Source organism: Methylobacterium sp. GC_Met_2, assembly GCF_026540795.1.
Classification (GTDB): Bacteria; Pseudomonadota; Alphaproteobacteria; order Rhizobiales; family Beijerinckiaceae; genus Methylobacterium.
The window spans coordinates 1-11,996 of the sequence record NZ_JALNUM010000042.1 but is presented as its reverse complement, the minus strand read 5'-3'; the positions used below and the strand labels follow the sequence as shown (position 1 = coordinate 11,996).

Annotated in this window: 14 protein-coding genes and 1 pseudogene; 7 read left to right on the top strand and 8 right to left on the bottom strand. The window is 69.5% G+C overall.

The features are described from left to right. Window positions 1–9: 9 nt before the first annotated feature. Complete coding sequence (locus OXS49_RS15700; protein WP_244004546.1) at window positions 10–951, bottom strand: DUF3108 domain-containing protein; 942 nt, start codon at window positions 949–951, stop codon at window positions 10–12. 352 nt (window positions 952–1,303) lie between these two features. Between OXS49_RS15700 and rpmB the strand changes: the two genes are divergently transcribed. Further along, entirely contained in the window at window positions 1,304–1,606 is a 303-nt protein-coding gene (gene rpmB / locus OXS49_RS15695) for a 50S ribosomal protein L28 (protein WP_058190906.1), read from the top strand. A 23-nt stretch (window positions 1,607–1,629) separates the two neighbouring features. Here the strand turns inward: rpmB and OXS49_RS15690 are convergent, their stop codons facing one another. From OXS49_RS15690 to OXS49_RS15670, 5 genes are all read right to left on the bottom strand, one after another. After that, the gene (locus tag OXS49_RS15690; protein WP_267425483.1) at window positions 1,630–2,016 is read right to left on the bottom strand and encodes a helix-turn-helix domain-containing protein; all 387 of its coding nucleotides are present in this window, start codon (window positions 2,014–2,016) and stop codon (window positions 1,630–1,632) included. A 115-nt stretch (window positions 2,017–2,131) separates the two neighbouring features. Then, complete coding sequence (gene cobT, locus OXS49_RS15685) at window positions 2,132–4,039, bottom strand: cobaltochelatase subunit CobT (RefSeq protein WP_267425482.1); 1,908 nt, start codon at window positions 4,037–4,039, stop codon at window positions 2,132–2,134. A gap of 6 nt (window positions 4,040–4,045) precedes the next feature. Further along, a complete protein-coding gene (locus OXS49_RS15680) occupies window positions 4,046–4,555 on the bottom strand; it encodes a DUF29 domain-containing protein (protein WP_313901779.1) in 510 nt (169 codons plus the stop codon). 4 nt (window positions 4,556–4,559) lie between these two features. After that, window positions 4,560–5,543 carry a cobaltochelatase subunit CobS gene (gene cobS, locus OXS49_RS15675; RefSeq protein WP_267425481.1) on the bottom strand — a complete coding sequence of 328 codons (984 nt, stop codon included), beginning with the start codon at window positions 5,541–5,543 and terminating at the stop codon, window positions 4,560–4,562. A gap of 207 nt (window positions 5,544–5,750) precedes the next feature. Then, complete coding sequence (locus OXS49_RS15670) at window positions 5,751–6,377, bottom strand: DnaJ domain-containing protein (RefSeq protein ID WP_244004550.1); 627 nt, start codon at window positions 6,375–6,377, stop codon at window positions 5,751–5,753. A gap of 109 nt (window positions 6,378–6,486) precedes the next feature. Between OXS49_RS15670 and OXS49_RS15665 the strand changes: the two genes are divergently transcribed. From OXS49_RS15665 to OXS49_RS15650, 4 genes are all read left to right on the top strand, one after another. Beyond that, the gene (locus OXS49_RS15665; RefSeq protein ID WP_244004552.1) at window positions 6,487–6,783 is read left to right on the top strand and encodes a BolA family protein; all 297 of its coding nucleotides are present in this window, start codon (window positions 6,487–6,489) and stop codon (window positions 6,781–6,783) included. Between the two features lie 165 nt (window positions 6,784–6,948). Continuing rightward, entirely contained in the window at window positions 6,949–7,380 is a 432-nt protein-coding gene (arfB, locus tag OXS49_RS15660; protein WP_244004554.1) for an alternative ribosome rescue aminoacyl-tRNA hydrolase ArfB, read from the top strand. Window positions 7,381–7,488: 108 nt separating this feature from the next. Continuing rightward, window positions 7,489–7,860 carry a MerR family transcriptional regulator gene (locus tag OXS49_RS15655; protein WP_244004556.1) on the top strand — a complete coding sequence of 124 codons (372 nt, stop codon included), beginning with the start codon at window positions 7,489–7,491 and terminating at the stop codon, window positions 7,858–7,860. Beyond that, a complete protein-coding gene (locus OXS49_RS15650) occupies window positions 7,857–8,309 on the top strand; it encodes a carboxymuconolactone decarboxylase family protein (protein WP_267425468.1) in 453 nt (150 codons plus the stop codon). The genes OXS49_RS15655 and OXS49_RS15650 overlap by 4 nt, the downstream gene beginning before the upstream one ends. Window positions 8,310–8,764: 455 nt before the next feature. Here the strand turns inward: OXS49_RS15650 and OXS49_RS15645 are convergent, their stop codons facing one another. Together OXS49_RS15645 and OXS49_RS15640 are read right to left on the bottom strand one after the other, a co-directional pair. Then, window positions 8,765–9,559: a YoaK family protein gene (locus OXS49_RS15645; protein WP_267425466.1), complete on the bottom strand. Its 795-nt coding sequence runs from the start codon at window positions 9,557–9,559 to the stop codon at window positions 8,765–8,767. 68 nt (window positions 9,560–9,627) lie between these two features. Beyond that, window positions 9,628–10,575 carry a methyltransferase domain-containing protein gene (locus OXS49_RS15640; protein WP_267425464.1) on the bottom strand — a complete coding sequence of 316 codons (948 nt, stop codon included), beginning with the start codon at window positions 10,573–10,575 and terminating at the stop codon, window positions 9,628–9,630. 68 nt (window positions 10,576–10,643) lie between these two features. Between OXS49_RS15640 and OXS49_RS15635 the strand changes: the two genes are divergently transcribed. Then, the gene (locus OXS49_RS15635; protein WP_267425462.1) at window positions 10,644–11,702 is read left to right on the top strand and encodes a ligase-associated DNA damage response exonuclease; all 1,059 of its coding nucleotides are present in this window, start codon (window positions 10,644–10,646) and stop codon (window positions 11,700–11,702) included. Further along, window positions 11,699–11,996: pseudogene (locus OXS49_RS15630) on the top strand (ATP-dependent DNA ligase); the annotation flags it as partial. The gene OXS49_RS15635 and the pseudogene OXS49_RS15630, both read left to right, overlap by 4 nt.

The window sequence follows — 11,996 nt, the reverse complement described above, 5'->3', positions numbered from 1 at the left end:
GCCCGCGCGCTACTCCCCCTGCAGGCTCGCCTGCGCGACGCTGGCGCCAGCGGCCTCTGCCGTGCCGGTGGTGCCCGCCGTGCCGCCCTGGGTCCAGCGGGTCGCCTCGATGATGTTGGTGCCGATCGTGGTGAGCACCGAGATGCGCAGCGGGATCAGCGCCCGCGTCCCCTCGACGGGGGCGAGCCAGACCGACATCTCGCGGTTCTCCTCCATGAACTTCACCCCCGGCCGGTCCGGCCGGTGGCCGGCCACCGCCTGGTAGCGGGCGGTGCACACGAGGACTTGGCCCACGTAGCCGGTTTTCTGAACCGGGCGGGTCTCGGCGTAGCTGAGCACCACGTTGAAGCGGGTGGCACCGTCGAAGACCGGCAGGGTCCGGTTGCAGTTCTCGGGGTCGAGCGGCTCGCCGCGGCCCTGGACCGGCATCAACAGGGCACTCACCGGATCGAGGATGCCGCGCGTGTGGGCCGGGGTCACCGGCACGCGGTCCTGCATGTCGATGAGTGGCGGCGTGATCTCGGCCTGCACGACGTTCCCGTGGGCCAGCGCCATGCGCACCGCGATGCCGGAACTGGCCGTGTGGGTCGCAATCGAGAAGGCGCCTGGTTGCGGCGCCGCCGCGAACGTTCCCGAGGCCCGGGCCGAACCCTTGCCGCCGGTGATCGCGCCGACGAGGCCGGTGAGCACCGCCGACACGTCCATGACGTAGCGATCACGCTCGAAGGTGCCGGCGAGACGCGCGGTGCCGATCGGCAGGCCGGCGAGGTTGATGCTGTAATCGACCGCCAGAGTGGCGGCCGGCGCCGCCGCCCGCTTCGACCGGCCGGCGCGTGCGGAGACGTCAGCGGGCGCGATGAGCGCCGCGACCGCGAGGGCGCCGACGACCAGCCGTCCCGCGGCGTGCTTCGTCGGCGACTTGATCGTCCGATGGTCAGGCGTGGCGCTCATGATCCGGATCGCATCCCAGGACGGGCGGCCGAGGACTTGGGATCCCGCGTCTGCCCTCTCGAACACACCCGCCCGGCGGCATCCTCGCGACGCCCGAAGCCGGGTGAGGCGCCTTCCTGCGGGTGGAAGAAGGCTATATCCCAGCATCGTGGTTAACAGACCGTTGGACCGCGCGGGCCGCCGGCCGCCTGACCGGACCTTGACGCGACGCCCCTGCGTCGCCTATAGGCTCGCGCCTTCAACAGGACTCCGCCGGACCTGGAAATCGCAACGGGCACCGCCCGCTGCGGCAAAGATCGCGCTGGCCGTGATCGGGTCTTTCGAGCGGAACGAGACGGGATCGTTATTTATCATGGCGCGCCGCTGCGAACTCACCGGCAAGGCCGTTCAGGTCGGCCACCTCGTGAGCCACTCGAACCACAAGACCAAGTGCCGGTTCCTGCCGAACCTGTGCAACGTCACCCTCCAGTCCGACGCGCTCGGCAAGCGGGTGCGCCTGCGCGTCACCGCGCACGCCCTGCGCTCGGTGGAGCATCGCGGCGGGCTCGACGCCTTCCTGATCAAGGCCGGCGAGGGCGACCTGTCGCAGACCGCCCGCCTCCTGAAGCGCGAGATCCACAAGAAGCTCGCCGAGACCCCGGCCGTCGCGGCCTGACGTCCCGGGCGCCACGCCTTTCGCTATCGGATGATGAACCAACCACCGCCGCGGCCCGCGAGGCCGTGGCGGTGTTCGCTTGCGCGTTTGACCAGATGGGTCGCCGCTATGCGGGGGCGGCCTGCGCGATGCGCACAAGCCATTGCTGGATGATGGCCTGCTCGGCCGATCCGAGTTCGCGCAGCATGTCCGCCTCTAGCGCGTAGACGCGCCCCTTGGCGGCTTCGAGGAGCGATTGCCCCGCCCTCCGAGAGCGCGTTCGTCTGGATGCGGCCGTGGACCTGGTGCGGTTGCCGCGCGATCAGATCGGCCTTCAGCAGATTCGCCACGATTGCGCTCATCGTCTGCGGCGTCAGCAGCGCGAGGCGGGCCAGATCGGCGTTGCTGTGTCCAGGATCGGCCGCGAGCATGGTAAGCACGGAGAATTGCGGGAGCGTCAGGCCGAGATCGGCCAGCGCGCGCTCGACGCGGTTGCGGTGGGCCTGCGCGGCCCACCCAAATCAGCTCCAGGTCCGCAGCAGGATCTCAGCGCCGGCCGCCGGCCGCCCGCAGCATCCGGCTCGTTGGCACCGACTCGCCGTTCTCCTCGAACAGCTCGGCGAGTTTTTCCGTCATCGCACCGCCCAGCTCCTCGGCGTCGATGATCGTCACGGCGCGGCGGTAATAGCGCGTCACGTCGTGGCCGATGCCGATGGCCAGCAGCTCAACCGGCGAGCGCGTCTCGATCTCTTCGATCATCCAGCGCAGGTGCCGCTCCAGATAATTGCCGGCGTTGACCGACAGGGTCGAATCGTCCACCGGCGCACCGTCGGAGATCACCATCAGGATCTTGCGCTGCTCCGGCCGGCCGAGCAGGCGCTTGTGCGCCCAGTCGAGCGCCTCGCCGTCGATATTCTCCTTGAGCAGCCCCTCGCGCATCATCAGGCCGAGGTTTTTTCGCGCGCGCCGCCAGGGTGCGTCGGCCGACTTGTAGACGATGTGGCGCAGGTCGTTCAGCCGGCCGGGATTCGGCGGCTTGCCGGCGGCGAGCCACGCCTCGCGGGTCTGACCGCCCTTCCAGGCCCGGGTGGTGAAGCCCAGGATCTCCACCTTCACGCCGCAGCGCTCCAGCGTCCGCGCCAGGATGTCGGCGCAGGTCGCCGCCACGGTGATCGGCCGGCCGCGCATCGAGCCGGAATTGTCCAAGAGCAGCGTGACGACCGTATCGCGGAAGTTGGTGTCCTTCTCCTGCTTGAAGGAGAGCGGCTGGTAGGGGTCGATGACCACGCGCACCAGCCGCGCCGGATCGAGCTGACCCTCCTCCAGATCGAAGTCCCAGGCGCGGTTCTGCTGGGCGAGCAGCCGCCGCTGCAGCCGGTTGGCGAGGCGCCCGACCACGCCCTGGAGGTGCGAGAGCTGCTTGTCGAGGTAGGAGCGCAGGCGCGACAGCTCGTCCGCGTCGCACAATTCCTCGGCGTGGATGACCTCGTCGAACCGGGCGTTGAACACCCGGTATTCCGGCCCGCGCGCCTCGTTGCTCGGCCGCTGCGGCGGGCGCGAGGCTTCGGACGCCTCCTCGGCCTCCGCGTCCTCGGCCTCGTCCGGCAATTCGCCCGAGGGCGCGTCCTCGGATTCCTGGGCGCCGTCCTCGATCTCGTCGGAGGCCTCCTCGGAGGTCTCGATCTCGGCGCGCTCGCCTTGGCTCTTCTCCTCCGAATCGCCCTCGCTCGGGTTCTGCTCGTCGTCCTGGCTGTCGTTCTCGTCGTCGTTCTCGTCGTCCTCGGCGTCGAACGGCGTCTCGTCCGACATGTCGAGCGAACTCAGGAGCTCGCGCACCGAGCGCGCGAACTTGCGCTGGTCCTCGATCGAGCCGAGCAATCCGTCGAGGTTGGGGCCGGCCTTGGCCTCGATATGTCCGCGCCACAGCGCGACGATCTTGGCCGCGGCCTCGGGCGGCTGCTGGCCGGTGAGGCGCTCGCGCACCATCAGGGCGACGGCATCCTCCATCGGGGCGTCGGCCCGGTCGGTGATGTTTTCGTACTTGCCACCGCGGTGGTAGCGATCCTCCAGCATCGCCGTGATGTTGCTGGCGACTCCCACCATCCGCCGCGCGCCGATCGCCTCGACCCGGGCCTGCTCGACCGCATCGTAGACCGCCCGCGCGGCCGCGTTCTCCGGGGCGAACCGGCGGTGCAGGGTGATGTCGTGGCAGCCGAGCCGCAGCGCCATGGCGTCGGCATTGCCGCGCAGCACCGCGACATCCTGCGCCGAGAGTTTTCGCGGGGGCTCGGGCAGGCGCGCCTTGTCGCCGGTGAGTGCCGGCCGGTCGGTCGCGTAGGTGACCTCGACCTCGGAGCGCCGGGCGATGGCGCGCAGGCACCCCGCCACCGAGCGCTTCAAGGGCTCCGCCACGGGTTCGCGGCGCTCGCCGGGCTTGCGGTTGGAGATGGACATGCGGGGCTACGTCTTCACCGAATCGAAGTCGAAGGGGCGCTCAAGCAGATCGTCCCAGGTATAGGGACATTCCGGTGGAAACTCGCTCGGCAGGAGGTGACACTCGTCCGCCGCCCAGTTGCGGGAGATCGGATAGATCTCGTCCCGCATCGCATCGCGATGCGATTTCAGGCCCGGATTCTTCCGGAGAATCTTCGCGTATCGCAGGCGTTGCTCGCGGATCGAGTAGATCCAGCTCGGCGTACGCTTCTCGGGCTGCTGATCCCACTTGAGCATGTGAATAATGAGAACGCGAAGCGCGCTTTCCAGCTGACTGTATTGCGCGCTGCCCACGTCGCTCAGCTCCTCGGCGATATTGTCGAGGTCGAGCGCGTCCACCCGGCCGGCGCGGAGCAGCGCCACCTGCTCCTGCACCCAGGTATAAAGGTCGTCCCCGTAGCGCGTGCGAGCGGACGAGGACGCAGTTGGCACGTCCATCACATCGATCTCGGCCGGGCGCGCCACGGGCTCCTCCATGCGGTCAGCTCAGTGCGACGTTCACCGCGCTCTCGGGCAACTCCTTGCCGAAGGCGCGCTGGTAGAACTCGGCCACCAGCGTTCGCTCCAGCTCGTCGCACTTGTTCAGGAACGTCACCCGGAAGGCGAAGCCGATATCCTGGAAGATGTCGGCGTTCTCGGCCCAGGTGATGACCGTGCGTGGGCTCATGACGGTGGAGAGATCGCCGTTCATGAAGGCGTTGCGGGTGAGATCGGCCACCCGCACCATCCGGTTGACGATGTCGCGGCCCTGGTCGCCCCGGTAATGGACCGCCTTCGACAGCACGATGTCGACCTCGCGGTCGTGCGGCAGGTAGTTCAGCGTGGTGACGATCGACCAGCGGTCCATCTGGCCCTGGTTGATCTGCTGGGTGCCGTGGTAGAGGCCCGACGTGTCGCCCAGGCCCACCGTGTTCGCCGTAGCGAACAGCCGGAAGGCCGGGTGCGGGCGGATCACGCGCTTCTGGTCGAGCAGCGTCAGCCGGCCCGAGAGTTCCAGCACGCGCTGGATCACGAACATCACGTCCGGTCGGCCGGCATCGTATTCGTCGAACACGAGCGCGACGTTGTTCTGCAGCGCCCAGGGCAGGATGCCGTCCTGGAAGGCGGTGACCTGCTTGCCGTCCTGAAGCACGATCGCGTCCTTGCCGACCAGATCGATGCGCGAGACGTGGCTGTCCAGATTGATGCGGATGCACGGCCAGTTCAGCCGGGCCGCCACCTGCTCGATATGGGTCGACTTGCCGGTGCCGTGATAACCGGTGACCATCACGCGGCGGTTGCGCGCGAAGCCGGCCAGGATCGCCAGCGTCGTTTCCCGGTCGAAGATGTAATCGGGATCGAGATCGGGCACGTGCTCCTCGGACTCGGCATAGGCCGGGACCTTCAGGTCGAGGTCGATGCCGAAGACCTCGCGGACGGAGACGGTGCGGTCGGGGAGCCGGGCGGGCGTATCGTCAGAGCGCATTCGGAACCTCGTGAGGCGCGGGCGCTCCACTCCCAACAGTGAAGCATCCGCGCGGAAGAACGTCGAGCCGGGCCTCCGCGGCGGGGCGGAGCCATCCTTAGACGGCGGCGCGTTCAGGCGCCACCGACCGGCATGGATCCCATATAGGGCCGCGTCGCGCGGTTTGCCCTATCCGAGATGCGAACCGGCCTGCATCGTTCGTGCCGGTCAGCAGAGCCCAGCCGCGCGCAGCACGTCGTGAGCTCGGATGATGTCGCGCAGCCGGTCTTCGAACGAGCGGTCGCCGCCGTTGGCGTCGGGGTGGAACTGCTTCACCAGCACCTTGTACTGCGCCTTGATGGCGGGCGTGTCGGCGGTCTCGTCGAGCCCCATCACGTCGAGGGCGCGGCGCACGGTGGCGGAGTGGCGCGGCTTCTGCGGCTCCTCGGGCTGGCGGGCACGGCGACGCGCGTCGCCTACGCCCTCGCCGCGCAGGATGCCGAGCGGATCGACATAGGCCCAGTCCCGGACCGGCTCGTCGGCCGGCTTGGCCTCGCCGGTCCGGTTCACGCCCATGGCCCAAGTGGGGCGATGGCCGATGATCGCGTCCTTCTGGTAGGCCTGCACGGCAGCGTCGTTCATGCCGTCGAAATAGTTGTAGCTCGCGTTGTAGGCGCGGACATGGTCCATGCAAAAGCGCCAGTACTGGCCCTCAGCCTTCCGGCCCTTGGGCGCCCGGTACAGGCCCGGCCGCGTGCAGCCCGGACTCTCGCAGAGGCCATCGGTCGCGGCCTTCGGCTCGTCGCAGGACGGCTTGATCCGGATGCTGTCGAACAGGCGCGAGTTGAGATCCATGACGGGCCGATTATGAGGGGGCAGACTGAAGACACAAGGGCACTGGGCCTGATGACGCATGCGCGGGATCGGGCTTGACGGGGTCCCACGAACACGACGCGAGGACAGGATGGCGGACGGCACGGGCGCGGGTGGCACCCTGCGGGACTGGATGGAGGCGCGGCTGCGGGAGCAACTCGCGCCCGAGCGTCTCGACGTAATCGATGAATCGCACATGCATGCGGGCCATGCCGGGGCACGGCCGGGGGGCGAGACGCACTATCGGCTCGACATCGTCGCCTCCGCGTTCGCGGGCAAGAGCCGCGTCGAGCGGCACCGGGTGGTGAACGCGCTGATGGAGGAGGCGTTCACGCGTGGCCTCCACGCCCTCGCCCTGCGGGCGCGTACGCCCGAAGAGGCGGCCTGAACCCGGGGGCGCCGACACCGTTGTGGATGGCCATCCGGGGCTCACGAAAGACGATATGGCGATCCTGGGCCTCGTTCGCAGCCCCGCGCGCAGCCCCGCATGCACCGGCGCGCGCGCCGATCTCGCGCCGCGCCGCGCAGGGGACGATCATGTCTGGAGGTCGCCATGTCCCTGCAGGTGACCCCGCGCATCGCCATCGCGGACGATGAGATCGAGATGTCGTTCCTGCGCGCCTCGGGGGCGGGCGGCCAGAACGTCAACAAGGTCGAGACGGCCGTGCAACTCCGCTGGCCGGTCCTCGCCTCGCCCTCCATCGACGACCGCGTGAAGGCGAACCTCGTGCGGCTCTCCGGGCGGCGGATGACCAAGGACGGCGTCCTCGTGCTCACCGGGCAGCGGCACCGGACGCAGGAGCGCAACCGGGCGGAGATCCTGCAGCGCCTCGTCGACCTCGTGGCGGAGGCCGCCAAGCCGCCGCCGCCGATCCGCCGCCCGACGAAGCCCACAAAGGGCTCCAAGGAGCGGCGCATCGGGGCGAAGAAGAACCGCGCCACGATCAAGCAGGGGCGGGGCAACGTCCGGGATTCCGAGGGCTAACGAAGCCTTCGGGCGTTGTCACGGCCCTGCTCAGCCCCTGCGGATGGCGCTATTGACCTGGAGTGCGCTCCAGGACGTACACCGCCTCGGCGCAGCGATTCTTGCCCGATGAAGATCAGCGACTTTTCCATCCGCAGCGGCCTCAGCATCGATACCCTCCGCTATTACGAGCGGATCGGATTGCTGCCGCGCACCGCCCGCGACGGCGGCGGACGGCGCAGCTACGGGGCGGATGACCTCGCCTGGGCGCGCTTCCTGGGCAAGCTCCAGGCCATGGACATGCCGATTCGCGAGCGGCTCGCCTACAGCCGCCTGCGATCGGAGGGGGACGCCACCCTCGGTGCGCGGCGCGCCATGCTGGAGGCGCACCGGGCGGCGCTCGTCGCCCGCCAGGACGAGCTTCACGGGCTGATCGCGGCGCTCGACGGGAAGATTACGCACTACCGCGACCGCGCAACCCAGAGTGGAGACAGCCAATGACGCTCGATCGACGCACCGTGATGGCCGGCGCGGCGGCGCTTCCGCTGGCCGAGGGATCGGGACCTCCTGACGGATCGGAAGCCCAGGATCGCTACCGGCGCGGTCTGGACCAGCTCACGGCCATCAGCGGGCCGCAGGGCGCCGCGGTGATCGAGAGCCTCAACGACATCGCGCCCGATCTCGGCCGCTACATCGTCGAGTTCGCCTACGGCGACGTGTTCGCGCGTCCGGGCCTGGACCTGAAGACGCGGGAACTCGCTACGGTCGCGGCCCTGACCGCCATGGGCAATGCCGCGCCGCAGCTGAAGGTCCATATGCGGGCGGCGCTGCGGGTCGGGGCCTCGCGCCAGGAGATCGTCGAGACGGTGATGCAGATGATCCCCTATGCCGGCTTCCCGGCCGCGCTCAATGCAATCGGCATCGCGCGGGATGCCTTCGCCACCGAATGAGCGATGGCGGTACCGGTCGAAGGGCGCTGACCCAACCCTTTTGAAGTGGTTGGGCGGGATGCAAGGAACACGATCCGTGGCTCTAACGTGTTGAAAAAGCATCGCGTTTCCCCTCCCCCTTGCGGGGCGGGGTCAGGGGTGGGGGTGGTTCAGGATCGAGCGCGACGGTGCCTTCTGGACCACCCCCACCTCCAACTCCTCCCCGCAAGGGCGACGGGCTACACCGGTTTGAGGCATGCGGCTCATGACGGAGCGCGACCGGCCCCCTCTCCCGCACGGGAGAGGGGACCCCTGCCTCAACCTGTCGATGAACGCGCCCGGCGAGACCGCAAACTTGTGTAGCCCGTCGCCGCAAGGGGGAGGAGAGCGCGCTTGGCGGTATCCCAATCCCTCCACAAACACCTTGAAGGGCTTGGCGCTGACCCTCGGCGTTCCACGCCCTTCGATCTCATGCCTCAGTGGATCGCGTCGATCACCTCGGCCTTCGGGCTCGCGTCGGGCGCCGGGGATGAGCCCGCCACCAGGGTGCTGCCCGGCTTGGCGATCGTCAGCACGATCGCGATCAGCGCCAGCACGGCCGCCAGGGCCGCCGGGAACAGGAAGGCCGACTCGCCGTAGCGGATGTCGAGCAACCCGCCGATCACCGCGCCGGTGCTGAGACCGGCCCAGAGCGGCGCCTGGATCCAGAACGAGGGCGCCACCGTCCCGAGCAGCAGGTTGGCGCAGCCGGTGCCGAAGCGCACCACCGCGCCGGTGACGTAGGTCAGCGCGATGGAGCGGCCGCCTTCGTCCTGGAGCGTCGCGTTCTGGAGCCCCAGGGCCAGCACGATCGGGTAGGCGTGCAGCGGATACGCGAAGGTGCCCCAGGGCATCAGCAATCCGCCGGCCAGCAGCAGCGCCTGGATGGTCAGCAGCACGGCCAAGCGCCAGCGTCCGACCCAGGCGGCGATCAGCGTCCCCAGGAAGGCGCCGAAGCAGAAGATGCAGATCGTGCTGGCGACCCGGGTGACGTTCTCCCAGTCGGCATTGGCCACCGCCACGCCGAAGCGCGTGGTGTTGCCCGACATGAACGACATGAAGAGCTGTGAGAATTCCAGGAAGCCGATCGAATCGGCGCAGCCCGCCAGCATCGCCAGCGCGATGGCGAAGGGGATGCGGGTCCGCGGATCGGCCGGGAAGGACTTATCAGCCGGCGGCTCGGGCTTTTGCTCCGGCACGCCGATACCCGTCCGATGCCCGTAATCCGCCATGCTGATCCCCCGATGCAGCGGCCGCACCTATCGCGACCGACTGACAATGGACGAACAGCGGAGCGGTTTCATGCCGCGGTGCGGCGTAACACAACGACGCGGCCCGGCACCGGCAGTCCGGCCTCCCGCCGGACATCGGCCGAACGCTGCGTGAGGACTTCGAGGCCGGTCGTGGCAGCGGCCTCGGCGATATGGCCATCGGCATGGGCGTAGCGCCCATCGGCGCCCAGGACGGCACCGGACCCGTCATGGGACTGCACCGTGAAGGCGGCCAACCCGCCCGGACGCAGCACGTGGCCGATCCCCGCCAGAACGGATCCGAGATCGGCCACGTAGATCAGCACGTCGGCGGCGAGGCAGAGGTCGGCGGAGGCGTGCGGCTCTTCCGCCAGGAACGCACCAAGCTCGCCCTCGGCAAGGCGGTCGTAGAGCGGCCGGCCCTGCCATGTCTTGGCCCGCGCCAGGGCCAGCATGCCCGGGGAGAGATCGACGCCCGCGAGGTGCCCGACCCGGTCGCGGATCGCCGCGCCCATCAGGCCGGTGCCGCAGCCCAGATCGAGGGCAGCCGCGAAACGCTCGGGCACGCGGGGAAGGGCGTCGTTGACCAGCCCCGGGCCGATATAGGCGAGACCCTCGACCAGATGCCGCTCGAAGCGCGGCGCGTAGCCGTCGAACAGGGCGCGCACATAGGCGGGCGAGAGCGCCGGCAGGCCGTCCCCGACGCCCAGGCGGCTGAGCTGCGCCCGCACGCCGAGCGTGTCGTCCGGGTCGATATCGAGGGCGCAGGCATAGGCCCGGACCGCCGCGTCCTGCAGCGCCGGATCGCCCCGCGTCACTGCCAGCCCCTCCCGCGCGCGGCCGAGCAGCAGCCAGGCCGGGGCGTAGCGCGGCGCGATCTCCAGAACCTGCTCGGCGAGATCCGCGGCGGCTTCATGGTCTCCCTCTTCCAGGCAGGCCTCCGCGTAGCGATAGCGGCGGTCGGCGAGGAGATCGCCGGAACTGTGCTGCGTGGCCATGCGTCTGCCGGTTCGGGGGCGCCACTATACCGGGGCCACCGGCGAACTCCACCGGCGACACGGATCCGATGCCGATACGCGCCAGCGATCTCCTCACCCTGACCCGCGAGGGCCTCTACTGCCCGCTCGGCGGTTTCCACGTCGATCCGACCTGGCCGGTGGAGCGCGCGCTGATCACGCACGGCCATGCCGACCACGCCCGCTCCGGCCACCGCCACGTCCTGGCGACGCCCGAGACCCTACGGATCATGGCGGTGCGTTACGGCGCGGATTTTTGCGAACATCGGCAGGAGGCGCCCCTCGGTGAGCCGATCCGCATCGGCGAGGTCACGGTGCGCTTCGCCCCCGCGGGCCACGTCCTCGGATCGGCGCAGATCGCGATCGAGCGGGAGGGCGCGCGGGTGGTGGTCTCCGGCGACTACAAGCGGGCGCCGGACCCGACCTGCCTGCCCTTCGAGGTGGTGCCCTGCGACGTGTTCATCACCGAGGCGACCTTCGGCCTGCCGGTCTTCACCCATCCCGATACGCGCGGCGAGGTCCGCAAGCTGCTGGACTCGGTGCGGTTGTTCCCGGAGCGAGCCCACATCGTCGGTGCCTACGCGCTGGGCAAGGCGCAGCGGGTGATGGCGCTGCTGCGCGAGGAGGGCTGGGACCGGCCGATCCACCTGCATGGCGCGATGGAGAAGCTGACCGCCCTCTACAAGGAGGAAGGCGTGCCGCTCGGCGAGACGCCGAAGGTGGTGGCCGCCGAGCGCAAGGACCTCCACGGGGCGATCGTGATCTGCCCGCCCTCGTCGATCCAGGATCTCTGGTCGCGCAAGTTCCCCGACCCGGTGACCTGCTTCGCCTCGGGCTGGATGCGGGTGCGCGCCCGCGCCCGCCAAAAGGGCGTGGAACTGCCGATGGTGATCTCCGACCATTCCGACTGGCCGGACCTGTGCCGCACCATCCGCGACACCGGTGCCGAGGAGGTCTGGGTGACGCACGGTCAGGAGGATGCACTGGTTCACTGGTGCGGGACGCAAGGCATCCGGGCGAAGCCTCTGCATCTGCTGGGCTATGGCGATGACGGCGAGGCCGAGCCAGCGTCCACCGAGCCTGGCCCCGAGACGGAGGCGCTCGCATGAACGAGTTCGCCCATCTCCTCGACCGCCTCGCCTACGAGCCCCGCCGCAACGCCAAGCTGCGGATGCTCCAGGACTATTTCGCCCGCACGCCCGACCCGGAACGTGGCTACGCCCTCGGCGCCATGACCGGCACGCTGAGCTTTCGCGAGGCCAAGCCGGCGCTGATCCGGGGACTGGTGGAGGAGCGCATCGACCCGGTGCTGTTCCGGCTCTCGCACAATTACGTGGGCGATCTCGCGGAGACGACGGCGCTGATCTGGCCCACCACGCCCCTCCCTCCCCCCTCTGCGGGCT

Coding starts and splice junctions, on each gene's coding strand:
- OXS49_RS15700 (WP_244004546.1), bottom strand. CDS start 951: ATGAGCGCCACGCCTGACCATCGGACGATCAAGTCGCCGACGAAGCAC.
- rpmB (WP_058190906.1), top strand. CDS start 1,304: ATGGCGCGCCGCTGCGAACTCACCGGCAAGGCCGTTCAGGTCGGCCAC.
- OXS49_RS15690 (WP_267425483.1), bottom strand. CDS start 2,016: ATGCTCGCGGCCGATCCTGGACACAGCAACGCCGATCTGGCCCGCCTC.
- cobT (WP_267425482.1), bottom strand. CDS start 4,039: ATGTCCATCTCCAACCGCAAGCCCGGCGAGCGCCGCGAACCCGTGGCG.
- OXS49_RS15680 (WP_313901779.1), bottom strand. CDS start 4,555: ATGGAGGAGCCCGTGGCGCGCCCGGCCGAGATCGATGTGATGGACGTG.
- cobS (WP_267425481.1), bottom strand. CDS start 5,543: ATGCGCTCTGACGATACGCCCGCCCGGCTCCCCGACCGCACCGTCTCC.
- OXS49_RS15670 (WP_244004550.1), bottom strand. CDS start 6,377: ATGGATCTCAACTCGCGCCTGTTCGACAGCATCCGGATCAAGCCGTCC.
- OXS49_RS15665 (WP_244004552.1), top strand. CDS start 6,487: ATGGCGGACGGCACGGGCGCGGGTGGCACCCTGCGGGACTGGATGGAG.
- arfB (WP_244004554.1), top strand. CDS start 6,949: ATGTCCCTGCAGGTGACCCCGCGCATCGCCATCGCGGACGATGAGATC.
- OXS49_RS15655 (WP_244004556.1), top strand. CDS start 7,489: ATGAAGATCAGCGACTTTTCCATCCGCAGCGGCCTCAGCATCGATACC.
- OXS49_RS15650 (WP_267425468.1), top strand. CDS start 7,857: ATGACGCTCGATCGACGCACCGTGATGGCCGGCGCGGCGGCGCTTCCG.
- OXS49_RS15645 (WP_267425466.1), bottom strand. CDS start 9,559: ATGGCGGATTACGGGCATCGGACGGGTATCGGCGTGCCGGAGCAAAAG.
- OXS49_RS15640 (WP_267425464.1), bottom strand. CDS start 10,575: ATGGCCACGCAGCACAGTTCCGGCGATCTCCTCGCCGACCGCCGCTAT.
- OXS49_RS15635 (WP_267425462.1), top strand. CDS start 10,644: ATGCCGATACGCGCCAGCGATCTCCTCACCCTGACCCGCGAGGGCCTC.